The organism is Aeromicrobium yanjiei (assembly GCF_009649075.1).
Taxonomy (GTDB): Bacteria; Actinomycetota; Actinomycetes; order Propionibacteriales; family Nocardioidaceae; genus Aeromicrobium; species Aeromicrobium yanjiei.
In genome coordinates this window covers 2627136-2642315 of sequence record NZ_CP045737.1, presented here as the reverse complement: position 1 = coordinate 2642315, position 15180 = coordinate 2627136, and the positions used below count along the sequence as shown (strand labels likewise).

General features: G+C 70.5%; 15 protein-coding genes. 6 read left to right on the top strand and 9 right to left on the bottom strand.

From position 1 onward, the window contains the following. Positions 1 to 56 precede the first annotated feature (56 nt). Both GEV26_RS12940 and GEV26_RS12935 read right to left on the bottom strand, forming a co-directional pair. A complete protein-coding gene (locus GEV26_RS12940; RefSeq protein WP_153653650.1) occupies positions 57 to 722 on the bottom strand; it encodes a TIGR03089 family protein in 666 nt (221 codons plus the stop codon). After that, the gene (locus GEV26_RS12935; RefSeq protein ID WP_194839857.1) at positions 719 to 1489 is read right to left on the bottom strand and encodes a 2-phospho-L-lactate transferase CofD family protein; all 771 of its coding nucleotides are present in this window, start codon (positions 1487 to 1489) and stop codon (positions 719 to 721) included. Before GEV26_RS12935 ends, GEV26_RS12940 begins: the two co-directional genes overlap by 4 nt. A gap of 116 nt (positions 1490 to 1605) precedes the next feature. Here GEV26_RS12935 and GEV26_RS12930 point away from each other — a divergent pair, with 116 nt between their 5' ends. The 3 genes from GEV26_RS12930 to GEV26_RS12920 are packed head-to-tail and all read left to right on the top strand — an operon-like array spanning position 1606 to position 6022. Next, complete coding sequence (locus GEV26_RS12930) at positions 1606 to 1860, top strand: WhiB family transcriptional regulator (protein WP_153653647.1); 255 nt, start codon at positions 1606 to 1608, stop codon at positions 1858 to 1860. A 35-nt stretch (positions 1861 to 1895) separates the two neighbouring features. After that, a complete protein-coding gene (locus GEV26_RS12925) occupies positions 1896 to 4682 on the top strand; it encodes a glycosyltransferase family 2 protein (RefSeq protein WP_194839856.1) in 2787 nt (928 codons plus the stop codon). After that, positions 4679 to 6022: a DUF5719 family protein gene (locus GEV26_RS12920; protein WP_153653643.1), complete on the top strand. Its 1344-nt coding sequence runs from the start codon at positions 4679 to 4681 to the stop codon at positions 6020 to 6022. Before GEV26_RS12925 ends, GEV26_RS12920 begins: the two co-directional genes overlap by 4 nt. Position 6023: 1 nt before the next feature. Here GEV26_RS12920 and GEV26_RS12915 read toward each other — a convergent pair whose 3' ends face one another. Beyond that, positions 6024 to 6470 (bottom strand): metallopeptidase family protein, encoded by a 447-nt coding sequence (locus GEV26_RS12915; protein WP_153653641.1) that lies wholly within the window; start codon positions 6468 to 6470, stop codon positions 6024 to 6026. A 48-nt stretch (positions 6471 to 6518) separates the two neighbouring features. Between GEV26_RS12915 and GEV26_RS12910 the strand changes: the two genes are divergently transcribed. From GEV26_RS12910 to GEV26_RS12900, 3 genes are all read left to right on the top strand, one after another. Then, positions 6519 to 6848, top strand: a complete 330-nt coding sequence (locus tag GEV26_RS12910) for a DUF3499 domain-containing protein (RefSeq protein WP_153653639.1) — start codon at positions 6519 to 6521, stop codon at positions 6846 to 6848. Beyond that, entirely contained in the window at positions 6845 to 8209 is a 1365-nt protein-coding gene (locus GEV26_RS12905) for a phosphomannomutase/phosphoglucomutase (RefSeq protein WP_208430964.1), read from the top strand. Before GEV26_RS12910 ends, GEV26_RS12905 begins: the two co-directional genes overlap by 4 nt. 63 nt (positions 8210 to 8272) lie before the next feature. Beyond that, positions 8273 to 8443: a Trm112 family protein gene (locus GEV26_RS12900; protein ID WP_153653637.1), complete on the top strand. Its 171-nt coding sequence runs from the start codon at positions 8273 to 8275 to the stop codon at positions 8441 to 8443. Positions 8444 to 8447: 4 nt separating this feature from the next. On the opposite strand, the gene mctP is transcribed toward GEV26_RS12900, so the two are convergent. The 6 genes from mctP to GEV26_RS12870 all read right to left on the bottom strand — a co-directional run bounded on the left by mctP (position 8448) and on the right by GEV26_RS12870 (position 15163). Next, entirely contained in the window at positions 8448 to 10115 is a 1668-nt protein-coding gene (mctP, locus tag GEV26_RS12895; RefSeq protein ID WP_153653635.1) for a monocarboxylate uptake permease MctP, read from the bottom strand. Next, positions 10112 to 10381, bottom strand: a complete 270-nt coding sequence (locus tag GEV26_RS12890) for a DUF3311 domain-containing protein (RefSeq protein ID WP_153653634.1) — start codon at positions 10379 to 10381, stop codon at positions 10112 to 10114. Before GEV26_RS12890 ends, mctP begins: the two co-directional genes overlap by 4 nt. A gap of 78 nt (positions 10382 to 10459) precedes the next feature. Continuing rightward, positions 10460 to 11446, bottom strand: coding sequence for a hypothetical protein (locus GEV26_RS12885; protein WP_194839855.1), 987 nt, complete (start codon positions 11444 to 11446; stop codon positions 10460 to 10462). A 19-nt stretch (positions 11447 to 11465) separates the two neighbouring features. Next, on the bottom strand, positions 11466 to 12473 hold the full coding sequence (locus GEV26_RS12880) for a hypothetical protein (protein WP_153653630.1): 1008 nt from the start codon (positions 12471 to 12473) through the stop codon (positions 11466 to 11468). A 1-nt stretch (position 12474) separates the two neighbouring features. Continuing rightward, complete coding sequence (locus GEV26_RS12875) at positions 12475 to 13482, bottom strand: TolB-like translocation protein (protein ID WP_153653628.1); 1008 nt, start codon at positions 13480 to 13482, stop codon at positions 12475 to 12477. Between the two features lies 1 nt (position 13483). Beyond that, on the bottom strand, positions 13484 to 15163 hold the full coding sequence (locus tag GEV26_RS12870) for a hypothetical protein (RefSeq protein ID WP_153653626.1): 1680 nt from the start codon (positions 15161 to 15163) through the stop codon (positions 13484 to 13486). Between the last annotated feature and the right edge of the window lie 17 nt (positions 15164 to 15180).

Below are 15180 nucleotides of genomic sequence, written 5' to 3'. Positions count from 1 at the left end.
GACGGCGAGACCGGCGGGGGCTCGTGCCGCGGCCTCGTCGAGTGTAGTGGACTCGCCTAGTCCTGACGGCCGCCCTCTTGGGCCGCCACGCGGGAGATCTGTTCCGGCGTGGCGGACGCCACGACGACGAGGGAGCCGCCGCCCAGGCACGCCGCGACGAGCATCTCGGCATCGCGCGCGATCGGTCCCGGCTCCACGACCCTGCGCGAGGCGTCGGGTGCGACCTGGGCGAGCAGCTCGGCATGCGTACGCGCGACGCCGTCGAGCTCGAGCGCGAGCGAGGACGGCTCCGGAGGGTCCAGCGCGACGAAGTGGTCCCCGTGCCCCGGCACCTCCGCGCCGAGGTCCAGGAATCCCTCGGGCGGGGTCGCGAACCTGCCCCCGAGCGGACGCAGCGACGCAGCGACGCGGACCGGTTCGTCCGCGACGAGGTCGGGACCGCTGAGGCCGATGTCGGCGTGCGAGTCGACGACCGCGGCGCCCACGTTCCACGCCGAGAGGATCCACACGGCCGTCAGCCAGTGGCTGGGCAGCCCGATGCGGATGCGCGCACCCGGCTCGACCTCGAGCTCGTCCACCAGGAAGTTGCTGGTCTTGGCCACCCAGTTGGCCGTGGTGACCGTGCTGAGCTCGACCCGCTCGCCCGTGGCCATGTCGTAGTAGGTCAGCAGCGGCTGCGTCGGATCGGCGCTGGCGCGCAGCAGCTGGTCGAGGGTTCTCATGCGGTGATCCTCCGGGCCAGGTCGACAACGGCCGCGGCGTCCGCGGGCGAGGTCCGGACGGCACCCGGATCAGGCTCGCGCAGGCCCGCGACGCGTACGAGATCGGCCGGGGCGGGGTCCTCGTGGTCGACGACGACGACCGGCAGGTCAGCGGGCACGAGGTCCAGGAAGCCCGGGACGCGGAGCACGGGATCGATCGCGAGCGTGCGGCTGGACGGGGCCAGGACGAGCACGTCGGTCTGCTGCAGCGTGGTGGTCACGGCCGGCGACACCGACAACGACTCGGCGACCAGGACGGTCTCGGTGGGGGAGTGCACGGCGGGATCGGCGAGGTACTCCTCGACGTGGACCGCGCGCGGCTCGTCGCCACCGACCACGACGTGCAGCTCGGCGCGCTGCTCGCACGCCGGCAGCAGGGCGTACGGGAGGCCGCTGCGGGTGGCCGCGGCCAGGGTCGCCTCGGTGAGGGAGAACCCCGTGCCGATGAGCTCGGTGCGCACGAGGCGCGTCGCGACGTCCTGATCGCTGGTCCGCTGCCACGTGGGCGAGTACTCGATCGTGCGCAGCTGATCGGCCACCGCGTACGTCGTGGGGGTGCCCGGCACGAGCAGCAGCGCGTCCAGGTCGGGGGAGGCCTTGAGCCAGGCCGACCAGTGGTCGCGGACGGTCGGGGCGATGACCGTCAGCTGGTCGGCGGGTCCGAGGCGGGCCGCCAGGTCGTGGACGAAGGGGGCGCCATCGGCGCCGCTGACGATCGTGATCCGCATCCGACCATTGTGTCGTGCTCCCGAGGGCGTCCCGCACGGGGGCGACACGCCGGGGATTCCGAGAATCTTGCCATTCGGCTTGACATGTGAGAGGCCACAGGACTGTAATTCCACGTATGTCATTCGATCTGGGTCTGCTGCAAGAGCTCGATGAGGAACTCATGTGGCAGGAGCGTGCGCTCTGCGCTCAGACGGACCCAGAGGCGTTCTTCCCCGAGAAGGGCGGTTCGACGCGTGAGGCCAAGAGAGTCTGCCTGACGTGCGACGTCCGAGGAGAGTGCCTCGAGTACGCCCTGGCTCACGACGAGCGGTTCGGCATCTGGGGCGGTCTGTCCGAGCGTGAACGGCGCAAGCTCAAGAAGCGGGCCTAAGCGCGCCCTTCCACCGTCCTCTAGAGTCGATCTACGTGGACGGGACTGAAGCGACGCGCCCTTGGCACGACGATCCGCCCTCGGTCGGCGCGGTGCTCGTGTCCCACAACGGCGCCCGGTGGCTGCCCCAGGTGCTGGCCTCCTTCAGCGACATGACCTATGCGCCGTCGCACTGGCGCGTCGTCGACGTCGCCTCGACCGACGGCAGCGCCGATCTGCTGCGGGACTCCTTCGGCGCGGACCGCATCACGTACGCCCCCTCCGGCACGGGCTTCGGCGACGCCGTGCGCCTCGCTCTGCGCGACATGCCCGAGACCGACTGGATCTGGCTCCTGCACGATGACGCCTCGGTGCTGCCGGGGACGCTGTCGGGCCTGCTCGACACTGCGACGTCCGCCCCCGACATCGGGGCGGTGGGTCCCAAGATCCGCGAGTGGCCCTCGCTGCGCCGGCTCCTCGAGGTGGGGCTGACCGTCACGGGCACGGGTGCGCGGGAGACGGGCCTGGAGACGGGTGAGCCCGATGCGGGCCAGCACGACCGGCCGCGCGACGTCCTCGCGGTCAACACCGCCGGCATGCTGGTGCGTCGCGACGTGTGGCTCGAGCTGGACGGCCTGGACCCCGAGCTCCCGATGTACTTCGACGACATCGACTTCGGCTGGCGCCTCGCGCGGGCCGGCTACCGCACGGTCACGGCGCCCGCGGCCGTGATCTTCCACGCCGAGTCCACCCGCCGCGGCACCCGGCCCCGCACCGCCGGCGACGTCCCGCCGTGGGAGCGGCGCAGGGCCGCGCTCCACACCCAGCTCGCCAACACCCCGATGCCGCGTTTCCTGTGGCAGTACGTCCGGCTGTTCTTCGGATCGCTGCTCCGCGTCATCGGACTGATCATCGGCAAGGACCCCGAGGCCGCGAGCGACGAGCTCCTCGCGGTGCGCTCGGCGTACGTGCATCCCGTGCGGCTGGCCCGCGCCCGTCGACGCCGCGCCCGCACGGCACGCCGGCCCCAGCGCGAGATCCGCGATCTCTTCGCTCCCTTCTGGTTGCCCTACCAGCACGGCCTGGACGTGGTGCGCCACACCGTGACCAGCCTGGTCAAGCCTGAGGCGGTCGCCACGGTGGGCCGACGCTCGACGGTGGTCGAGCAGGCGCCCGACGATGCGGTCGACCTCGACGACGGGCCGTCGCTGCTCGTGCGCAGGCCGTGGTTCACGGTCGTCCTGGTGCTCGTGGTGCTGTCGGTGCTGGCCGGCCGGGGACTGCTCAGCGGCGGCCTCAACGGTGGTGCGCTGCCGCCCGCACCCGACACCGCAGGCGGCTGGTGGCAGCTGCTGTTCGAGCGGAGCCACGACGTCGGGCTCCCGAGCACGTCCCTGCCGCCGTTGTTCGCGCTGCCGCTAGCGGTCGTGTCGACGCCGGTCTGGTTCGCCCCCGGGCTCGTCGTCACGGCGTTCATGGTGTTCGCGGTGCCGCTCGCGGCGCTGACCGCCCACCGCCTCGGCCGTCTGCTCAGCCCGCACCGTGGTCCCCGCATCGTGTGGGCCGTGTCGTACGGGCTGATCGTGCTGGCCACGGGTGCAGTCTCGGACGGACGCATCGGCACCGTGGTCGCGCTGATCATCCTGCCGATCGTGGTCAACACCGCGTGGCAGCTCGCGGTCCGGCCCGGCTGGCAGCTCGGTCTGCGGCTCGGCATCTGGATCGCTCTCGCCGCAGCCTTCGCCCCGATCTCCCTCGTGCTCGGCCTGGGTGCCCTCGTCGTCCTCGCGCTGACGGGGCGGCGTGCCGGTCGTGCGCTCGTGATCGCGCTCGGCGCGGCGATCGTCCTGCTCGGCCCGTGGTTGGTGCAGCGTGCCGCCCGGCCGTGGCGCATGTGGTGGGAGGCCGGCTATCCCCTCCCGGGAGCCGCCACGATCCAGGACGTCGTGCTGGGCCGCACCGGCGAGGGCCACGTGCCGGGCTGGCTCTCGGTCGGCCTCATCGTGCTCGCGGTCCTCGCGCTCGTGCCGCGCAGCACCCGTACGGGCGTCCAGCTCGCCTGGATCGGAGCCCTCCTCGGTCTCGGCGTCGCCCTGGCCGGGACCCTCGTGACCTACTCGACCCCCGCAGGCCCCGCGGACATCGTTCCCTGGGTGGGCGTGCCGACCGCGCTGTGGCTCGGCGGCCTGGCCACCGCGGTCCTCCTCGCCGTCCCGGCCGCGTCGTCGTGGCCGCGACCGGCGCTCGCGGCGGGCGTCGTGGCGGCCCTCCTGCTGCCGGTCGGCGCGGGAGTGGTCTGGGTCGTCCAGGGCTCCGGCGACCCGCTCGACGACGAGCGCCCGGACACGGTGCCGGTCTACCTCGCCGAGCGCCCGGGCAGCACCCTGGTGCTGACCGGCAGCGTCCAGGACGGCGTCGACTACCGCGTCGTGACCGGTGAGGGGCCGTTCCTCGGCCAGGAGGCCCTGACCCCCTCCGCCTCGGACACGAGCCGGCTGAGCGCGACGGTGCGCCGCCTGCTCGCCCAGTCGGCGGGCGAGGACGTCCAGGCGCTCAGCTCGTTCGGGATCGACGCGATCTACGCCCCGCGGGCCGACGACGAGCTGGCGCGACGCATCGACGCCGCGGCGTACCTCTCCCCGTCCGGCAGCGACGAGCCAGGCTCCCGGGTCTGGACCGTGACGGGCGACCCGGAGCGCGAGCAGGTGTCGGCGCCGCTGTGGCACGTGCTGCTGACGGGCCTGCAGGTGCTCGCCTGGCTGATCGCGATCGTGCTGACCCTCCCGGTGCGCCGGCGGACCGGGCCCGCGTCAGTGACGACCGAGGAGGACACGACAGCATGAGCCATCTCAAGGCCCTCTCGCTGCCCCTGGTCGCGGTCCTGCTCGTCGTCCTGGCGGCCGTGGTCCCGTCGGACGACGACGAGCAGACCCGTCCGCCCAGCTCGGTCCCGGTCAGCCAGACGACGTACGCGTGCCCGGCCGGCTCGGTCATCGACGTCACCGCGGGACAGGTCTCGGCGGGCTCGTCACGCACCGCCAGGGTCCTGCCCGGCCGTGAGGCGGTCGACGCCCTGGGTGACGCCGGCGCCTGGCAGAGCGACGTGGTCGACGGTCCCGGCGTGATCGTGCAGCAGGACGGACGCCGATCGGGGGCCGTCGGCTACTTCGCCGGCACCGCGCCCGCGAGCGGAGGCGGTGGTCTCGTCGTCGGCTCGTGCCCCGGCATCGTCGACGACGCCTGGCTGCTCGGGCTCGGCTCGGGCGATGAGCACTTCTCGACCCTGATCCTGACCAACCTGGCCGACTCGACCGCCTCGATCGACCTGACGCTGTGGGGCCCCAAGGGCCGGATCGACGCGGTCGACACCCAGGGGGTCGTCATCGAGCCGTTCTCGGTGCGACGCATCCGGGTCGACACGCTCGCGGCGGCCGAGCCCGAGCTCGCGGTCCACGTGCGCCGGACGAGGGGCTCGGTGGCGGTCGTCGCGAACGACACCTCCACGGCGTCCTCGAGCGGGACCGAGCCGGTCACCGCCACCCGCCCGCCGGGCCGCGACCAGGTCGTCGCAGGCCTGGTGAAGGCATCGGGGGGACGGACCCTCCTGCTGCTCAACCCGGGCAGCTCCACCGCCCGCGTCGACGTGAAGGTCATCGGCCGACGCTCGACGTTCACCCCCGCCGGTCTCGAGCAGCTGCGGGTCGCACCCGGCGCCCTGCGCCTCGTCACCGTGCCGGCGTCGGCCGGGGAGGGGGAGCAGGCGTTGCGGGTGACGTCCGACAAGCCCGTGGCCGCGACCGTGCGCATGTCGCCGGGCGAGGAGGACTACGCGTACGCCGAGGCGGGCTCGGTCCTGACCGGGCCCACCGTGGTCCCGGTCGACGTCGGCACCGATGTCGAGCCCCCGCGTCTGCTGCTGACCGCGCCGGACAAGGACGCGTCTGTGGTCATCGAGACGTTCGACGCCGCGATGCGCCCGGTCGGGTCCCGCCGCGCCAAGGTCACAGGTGGCACGACCCGCGGGGTCACGGTCGCGACCAGAGGGGTGGCGTACGCCGTGCTGAGGCCCACGGGCCGCATCGTCGCGGCGGCCACGTACGTCGACGGTGACGGCATCAGCTCGTTGGCGCTGCGGCCGGCCCCCGTCACCACGCCGGCGCCGCAGGTGCGACCGGTCGGCTGACTCAGCGCGGTCGCGGGTCGAGATCGTCGGGGGACATGTGCCAGACCTCGGCGAGGCGATCGAGCACGACCGACCAGGTGAGCTCCTCGAGCTCCTCGGTCGTCCCGCACCGCTGCGCGATCGGGATGCGGAACAGCACGACCCGGTGCCCCTCGGGGATGGTCACGACGATGCCCAACGGCACCTCGTCGGTCCATTCCGGCGGCAGGAGCGGAGCCTCGTCGAACCGGATCTCGACGTGGTCGGGCTCGACCGTGAAGTGGGGCTCGAGTGCCTCGACGATGTCGCTGACCAGCAGGTGGAACGCCTCACGCGGCGAGCGGTGGGCCGGGACGCTGCGCGGCGACAACGGCCCCGGGAGCGCCATCGGGCCGCGCGGCCCACGACCGCGTCGATCCCGCATGCGGCCGGGTCGCGGACCCGTCACGATGCCGCCGAGATGATCCATGCGGTGAGCCTAACGCGATCCGCGCCGCCCGGGGACTAACCTCACCTCGTGGCAACCGTTCGACGCTGCACGCGATCTGCGTGCTCCCAGACAGCAGTGGCGACGCTGACGTACGTCTACGCGGACCAGACCGCCGTGCTGGGCCCGCTCGCGACCTACGCCGAGCCGCACACGTACGACCTGTGCGCCGAGCACTCGCAGAGGATGTCCGCCCCGCAGGGGTGGAACGTCCTTCGCCTGGCTCCGGACCCGACGGCGTCCGCGCCGTCGCACGACGACCTGCTCGCGCTGGCCGATGCGGTCCGCGAGGCGGGGCGCACGCCCACCACCATCTCTGACGGTCCGCCGTCCCTTCGACTCGTGAGGCCTGATTCGTGATCGATCCCCGTCTGGAGCAGGTGGTCAAGGCGTACGACGTGCGCGGCCGCTCGCCCGAGCAGCTCGACCCCGTGCTGACCCGCGCCCTCGGCGAGGCATTCGCGCTCGAGACCGGTGTGGACGGCGGCCGCGGCACCGTGGTGATCGGTCACGACATGCGTGACACCTCGCCCCTGCTCGTCGAGGCGTTCTCCGACGGCGTGCGCGCCCAGGGCGGCAACGTCATCAGCATCGGCCTGGCATCGACCGACCTGCTCTACTTCGCCTCGGGCGACCTCGACCTCCCCGGAGCGATGATCACCGCGAGCCACAACCCGGCGGCGTACAACGGCATCAAGCTGTGCCGCGCGGGCGCCAAGCCGATCGGCTACGACACCGGGCTCTCGGACATCGCCGAGAAGGCCACCGAGCTGCTGACCCGCACCGAGCTGCCCGAGCCGACGGGTTCCTACGAGGAGAGCGACGCCCTCAGCCGCTACGCGGAGTACCTCCACAAGATCGTGCCCGTCCCGGCCGGCCGCCGGCTCAAGGTCGTGGCCGACGCGGGCAACGGCATGGCCGGGCACACCGTGCCCTCGGTCTTCGCCTCGCTCGACGTCCAGCTCCACCCCATGTACTTCGAGCTCGACGGCACCTTCCCGAACCACGACGCCAACCCGCTGGACCACTCGACCTTGGTCGACCTGCAGGCCAAGGTCCGCGAGACCAGCGCCGACATCGGTCTGGCCTTCGACGGCGACGCCGACCGCTGCTTCGTGATCGACGAGCGCGGTGAGGTCGTCTCGCCCTCGGCCATCACGGCGCTCATCGCCCACCGGGCGCTCCTGACCACGCCTGGCGCGACGATCCTGCACAACGTCATCACGTCCAAGGCCGTGCCGGAGATCATCACCGAGAACGGCGGCACCGCGGTCCGTACGCCGGTGGGGCACTCGCTGATCAAGGCCGAGATGGCGCGCACCGGCGCGGTCTTCGGTGGCGAGCACTCGGGGCACTTCTACTTCAAGGACTTCTTCCTCGCCGACTCCGGCATGATCGCGGCCCTGCACGTCATGGCCGCGCTCGCCGAGACCGAGGGCACGGTGTCCGAGCTGATGGCGCAGTACGAGCGCTATGTCGCGTCCGGCGAGATCAACAGCACCGTCGAGGACGGTCCCGCGATCCTGGCCGAGCTCACGAAGGCGTACGCCGACCACGACCAGGACACGATGGACGGCCTGACGGTCACCGCGGACACCTGGTGGTTCAACGTCCGGGCCTCCAACACCGAGCCGCTCCTGCGTCTCAACGTCGAGGGTGACGACGAGGAGACGATGGCGCGCGTGCGCGATGACGTCCTCGCGGTCATCCGCGGAGACTGAGCGGGCGAACGTCAGCGCGAAGCCTCGTGAGCCTGGCACGCTTCCAGGCCATAGGCTGCACCCATGAACCTTGATCCCGCCCTGCTCGAGATCCTCGTGTGCCCGCAGTGCCGCGCGACGCTGTTCGTCGACGACGAGGCGAGCGAGCTGGTGTGCAACGCCTGCGCGCTGGCGTACCCGGTCCGCAAGGACATCCCGGTGATGCTCGTCGACGAGGCCCGTCCGATCAGCTGACCTCTCAGCGCTTCGGCGTCGCGATCGGGTCGAGCACGTCGGCGACGTGGGGATCACCGGCGTCCACGAGGTAGTCACGCGGGCGCGTCTCGTCGGTGCCCGCACCGACATGCAGCGCACGACACACGAACGTGCCGAGCACTGCGACCAGCAGGTTGAGCACGAGCGCGGTGACGCCGAAGTAGATCAGGTTCTCGCTGATCTCGATGCCGAAGACCTCGAGCGGACCGACCGAGCCGCCGAAGTGCGAGTCGGGCTTGCCCACGACCGGCTTGTTGTAGGCCGCGAAGGTGCCCCAGATCATCCCGACCGCCCACCCTGCCAGGAGCGCGTAGCGGTGGAGCCAGCGGGTGTAGAGACCGACGACGATCGACGGCAGCGTCTGCAGGATCCAGATGCCGCCGAGGAGCTGCAGGTTGATCGCGAACTCGTTGGGCAGAGCAAGAACGAAGACGAGGGCGCCGAACTTGACCAGCAGGGACGCGAGCTTGCTCTGCTTGGCCTCCTGCGCATCGGTGGCGTCGGGGTTGATGAACGCCTTGTAGACGTTGCGGGTCCAGAGGTTGGCCGCGGCGATCGACATGATCGCCGCAGGCACGAACGCGCCGATCGCGATGGCCGCGAACGCGACGCCGGCGAACCACGGGCTGAACTCCTGCTCGAACAGCTGGGGGATCGCGAGCTGCGGGTTCTTGACCTGGATGCCGGCGGCGATCGCGGCGATGCCGAGCAGTGCCAGCAGGCCCAACAGGAAGGAGTACGCCGGCAGCAGCGCGGCGTTGCGCCGGATGATGTTGCGGTTCTTGGTCGACAGCACCGCGGTCACCGAGTGCGGATACATGAACAGCGCGAGTGCCGAGCCGAGCGACAGCGAGGCGTACGCCCACTGGGAGACGCCCATGCCGGGGATGAGGCCCTTGGGGGTCGCCTCGCCGCTCGCGATCGCGTCGGCGTTGTCGGTGTTGAACGAGCTGAAGGCCTTCTCGGCGGAGTCGAAGATGCCACTCCAGCCGCCCAGCTGTGTCGGCAGGTAGATGACCGCGACGATGATGACGAGATAGATCAGCGTGTCCTTGACGAACGCGATCAGCGCAGGCGCCCGGAGCCCCGACGAGTACGTGTAGGCCGCGAGCAGGGCGAATGCGATGAACAGCGGCAGGTCCTTGCGGAACCAGCCTGCGTCCTCGCCGCCGCCGAGCCCCATCACGTCGAGCACTGCCTGGATGCCCACGAGCTGCAGCGCGATGTAGGGCAGCGTCGCCAGGATGCCGGTGAACGCGATGACCAGCGCGAGGGCGCGGGAGTCGAACCGGCCCTGGACGAAGTCGGCGGGCGTGACGTACGACCGCCGGTGCGAGACCGACCAGAGTCGCGGCAGGAAGATGAAGATGATCGGGTACAGGATGATCGTGTAGGGCACCGCGAAGAAGCCGGTGACGCTTCCCGCGTACAGCGTGGCCGGAACCGCGATGAACGTGTACGCGGTGTAGATGTCGCCCCCGATCAGGAACCACGCCACGAACGTGCCGAAGCTGCGGCCGCCGAGGCCCCACTGGTCGAGGTTGTCGAGCTCGCCGACCTTGCGCCAGCGGGCGGCGAGGAATCCCAGCACGGTGACGAGCAGGAAGAAGAACAAGAAGACGACGAGGGCGACCGGATCGACGCCGTTCATCGCTCGTCACCCTTCCCGTCGACCGAGAGGCCCTCGGCCGCACGCCGTCGCTTCTCGTGGCCGCGGACCAGGCGGTAGGCGACCGAGGTCAGGACGACCGACACCAGGACGAGCACGAACTGGTACCAGAAGAAGAACGGGATGCCGGCGAGCTCAGGGTCCTGCCGGGCGTACGTCGAGACGAGAAGCGGCAGCGCGATGGCGACGGCCAGCGCGACCCCGGCTGCGTACAGCGGGCCCTTGCCGGGCGGTGCGTGCTCTGACATGGGATCCCCCGATCGCCGGCGACGTGACCCACGTCACGCCAGGATCCAACCTAATCGTTGCAGCGCGCGGCGCAAGGGTCAGAGATAGGAGCTCGACTCGGGCAGGATCGCGTTCTCGGAGTCCGGCACCAGGGTGCAGGCTCCGTCCGGGACGGTGCAGGTCATCAGGGACCTGTCCTCAGGCTCCTTGAGGAGATCGGCCTTCTGGAGGTTGACGTTCGCGTACCCGACCACCGTCGTCGGGTCCAGCCACGAGTCGAGGCTCCAGCTGGCTGCGCCCGTCCGGGGGACGAGCACAGTTCCGTCGCTGGACTCCAGCTCGCCACGGGCGAAGTCCACGTCTGGATCGCTGGCCAGCTCCGGAACCGTCCGGTTGACCGGCCTGATGCCCCAGGATCCGTCCGGGTTTGCCGGCCCCTCTGACGGGTCCCCGCGGAGGCGGGGAGCGTCCCAAGGGTTCTTCTGGTCCGACGAGCTCACGTCCGGCAGGGCGGTGACCTTGCCCGACTCCAGGTCGATCGACAGATCGTCTCCCGTCGCGACATCGATCCACGCGGTCTTGTCGCTCACACCGAGCACGCCGTAGGAAGCGTCCTCGTAGAGGTCGGTGAGGTCGTCATCCTCGAGGTCACCCATGCCCCGGGTGGAGCGAAAGATCTCCTTGCCGGTCTTGAGGTCGACCACGACCGACGTCAGCTGGTGCACCGACCCCTCGAACGTCGGGCCCGCCAGGGCGTCGATGAAGGCCAGATAGCGTCCATCAGGGGAGGCCTTCACGTTCTGGGCGACGTGGGCACCCGTCGGCCGGGCGCCCTCAGTGGTGACCTCGACGAGTGCGTCGTCCTCATCGACCACGTAGGCGCCGTCGCCGGCGACGACGAACGAGCTGATGGCCCGATCGGCGTCGAGCGAGCTGCCGTCGGGCAGATGGACCTCACCGGTCTGTGCGTCGGCCCAGGCCAGGCCACCGTTCGCGCCGGCGGGATCCTTCGCTGCCGTCCAGGCGAGCGCTGCCTGGTCGTCCGAGGACCCGCAAGCGGCAAGCAGCAGTGTGGCGGTGAACATCGTCAGTGTTCGGCGCATGTCAGAGGTAGGAGCTCGGTTCGGGGAGGATCGCGCGCTCCGAGCCCGGCACCAAGGTGCATCGGCCATCGGGCACGGTGCAGGTCATCAGCGTACGGTCCTCGGGGTTGTTGAGGCGATCGGCGTTCTCGAGGCCCACATTGGCGTATCCGACCACCCTCGTGGGGCCGAGCCATGAGTCCAGGCTCCAGCTGACGGCGGCCGTCCGGGGGACCAGTCGAGCCCCGCCCGTGTCGGACTCCAGCTCGTCACGGGCGAAGTACATGTTTGGATCGCTGGCCAGCTGGGGGACCGTCCGGTTGACCCGCCTGATGCCCCACGCCCGATCGGGGCTCGCAGGGCCCCGGGCCGGCTCCCCGCCGAAGCGGGGACCGACCCACGGGTTCTTCTCATCCGACAGGTCGACATCCTGGAGGGCCTTGACCCTGGACGAGCTGAGATCGATCGTCAGGACGTCACCCTCGGCGGCCTGGATCCACGCGGTCTTGTTGTCGATGCCGAGCACGAAGTGATCGGCATCTTCGTAGAGGTCGGTGAGGTCGTCGTTCTTGAGGTCGCCCATGCCGCGTGTGGAGCGAAAGATCTCCTTGCCGGTCTTGAGGTCGACCACGACCGACGTCAGCTGGTGCACGGACCCCTCGAACGTCGGGCCCGCCAGGCTGTCGATGAACGCCAGGTAGCGACCGTTGGGCGAGGCCCTCACCTGGGCCGTGTGTGCGCCAGTCGGCCGGGCGCCGTCGGCGGTGACCTGGATGAGTGCGTCCCCGCCCTTGTCGACCACATAGGCGCCGTCGCCGGCGATGACGAACGAGCTGATGGCCCGCTCGGCGTCGAGCGTCCGGCCGTCGGACAGGTGGATCTCGCCGGTCTGAGCGTCGGCCCAGGCCAAGCCGCCGGTCGCGCCGGCGGGATCCTTGGCTGCCGTCCAGTCAAGGGCTTCACTGTCGTCGGACGAGCCGCAGGCGGCGAGTGCGAGCGCAGCGATCAGCAGGGTCAGCGTCCGGTGCATGTTATTCGAGGAGGTTCGGCTCGGGCAAGATGGCGTACTCGGAGTCGGGCACACTGTCGCAGGCGCCGCCCGGGACGGTGCAGGTCAGCAGCGAGCTGGACCTGGTGTTCTTGACCATTTCGGGATCATCGAGGCCGGTGTTGGCGAATCCGGCCACGGTGGTGTCGTCGACCCACTGTTTGAGATACCAGTTCTCGGCGTCGGCTCGCGGGACGAGGCGGGATCCGTCGGCCGACTCCAGCTCGTCGTGCGGGAAGGTGACCGCGGGGTCGGTCGACTGGGCCGGGTCTGGCTTGACGACGTGGTAGATGGCCCACGACCGGTCCGAGTTGGCGGGCCCTCCGGGCGTGGGGGGAGACAACCGGGGGGTGGCCCAAGGATTGTTCTCGTCCGAGAGGTCCGAGGACCGGATCGAAGACACCTTTCCCGATGCGAGATCGACGGACAGGACGCCGCCGTCGGGGACGCTGAACCACGCGGTCTCGTCGCTCACGGCGAGCACGCCGTAGGCCGCGCTCTCGTAGAGGTTGGTGAGGTCGTCCTCCTCGGGGTCACCCATACCGCGGGTCGACCGGAGGACTTCCTTGCCGGTCTTGAGGTCGACCACGACCGAGGTGAGCTGGTGGGTGGTTCCTTCGAACTTCGGCCCCGCTTTCGGGTCGATGAAGGCGAGGTAGCGACCGTTGGGGGACGCCTTCGCCCCCTTGTTCACGTACGCGCCGGTCGCACGGGCGCCGTCGGCGGTCACTTCGACGAGCGACTCGCTGTCCTTGTCGACCACGTATGCGCCTGCGCCGGCGACCACGAACGAGCGGATCGCACGATCCGCGGCGAGGGTGACTCCGTCGGGCAGGTGGACCTCACCGGTCTGCGCGTCCGCCCAGGCCAGGCCACCGTTCGCGCCGGCGGGATCCTTGGCTGCCGTCCAGTCAAGGGCCTCACTGTCGTCGGACGAGCCGCAGGCGGCGAGTGCGAGCGCAGCGATCAACAAGGTCAGGGTTCGGCGCATGTCAGGATCCTGCCATCCACGCGGACATCCTCGCGAAGGCGTCGCGAATGCCCTGGTCGGTCTTGACGTAGGAGGTCGCGGACGTCACGAGCCCCTCCGCGGTCACCTTGGCCGAGATGCGGCCCTGCGAGATCCACTTCGAGGTCAGGTCGCAGGAGGACGTGACCTCGGTGGCGAAGGCATCTCCCTGCGCGTTCTTGCCCAGGCAACCGGCGGGAAGAGCGACCCCGTCGACGGACGTCCCCGCGCTCTGCAGGCGGCGTCCACCGGCCTCGAAGTCGACCGACGCCTGGTTGAGCGTCACAGGCACGACCTCGATCCCTCCGGTCATGCCGAGCGCGGAGAAGGGGGTGATCGTCATGGATTGTGCCCCCCACAGCTCGTCCAGGCTGACGTCATCGTCCGGTTTGGAGTACGGCTCGGCCCCGGACTCGAACGTCGTGACCAGCCCGTGTCCATCGAGCGCCACGACGCCCTGGGACATGCTCGGCAGGCTGACCTCGCCGAGGCGGTGATCTTCGTTGTTTCCGTGGCCGGCGAGCACGTCACTGAGCCTGTAGCCCTCCAGGGCGCTCGTGTTGCCTCGGCCGTAGGACGTCGAGAACACGATCTGCCCGTCGACGACGGCAGCGCCCTGGGTCTGGGGCGGCGTAGGGTGCGGGCCGGACTGCTCGACCCATTGGCCGGACTCGTCCTTCGTGTACGTGAAGAGATTTCCTGGCCCATCCTTGACGTGGGTGCCGACATAGAGGGTGTCACCGTCGATCGTGGAGTACGCGCCGGCCCTCATCGAGACCGGTTCAGGCAGGGGCGTGACGGTCTGTCCCGGGGAAGCGTCGCGGACCGCCTTGAGGGAGTACGTGTACATGCGCGCGGGGTCGCCTGATGACATGACGTTGACCGAGCCGTCGTGCACGGTGACCCCGCCGGCATGGTCGGGCGGTGTGCCTCCCTTGTAACCCCCCAGATCGACGAAGCCCAGCTGCTCGCCCGTCTCGGGATCGATCTGTGCCAGCTGGGCCTTGCCACCTGAGTACGACGCCTGGAGCAAGGCCGGCGGGCGGCCGTCCGGGTCGTAGCCCAGTCCCTGAGGGGTCCAGCCGCGGTCGTCGTCGCCGGTCGCCAGCGTGTTGGGGATGGCCGGCCCGGAGTCCGTCGGGGAGTTCAGGTCGTGGAGCATGGACTTGATCAGGCCTGTGGTGCGCCACTGCTCCTGATCACCCGTCAGTGGGTTGGTCTTCAAGAAGTCGGTCGCCTCGGCCAGCTGGCCGTTGAGCGCGATCCGCACCGCGTACAGCCGCAGCGATGCGATCGTGCGGGCCAGGGTCAGCGCGTCGCCGCTCACGTCGGACCGTTTGGTGGTGCGCCACCACTCGATGACGTCGGTGGCCGAGTCGACCGCCGCGGCGTACGAGCTCGCGGCCATCTTCACGGCGAGGGAGGTCCGGTTGACCCGGATGAACGCGACCTCCGCCGCGGCCCGGGTCGCCCAGGCGCGGAGGTTGTATTCCTCGTACGCCTCCGAGCTGTCCCACTCCGGCGTGTCGGTCGCGAGGCCGATCAGGTCGATCGCGTCGGCGAGCTGGCGCATCGTCGTGCGGCAGGTGTCGATCGCGGCGTCGAGCGCGGCCGGCTGCCCGGAGGTGATGTCGGCATAGAGCTGCTCAGGTCCGTCCCCCATGGTGCCGCCTCCCCGGT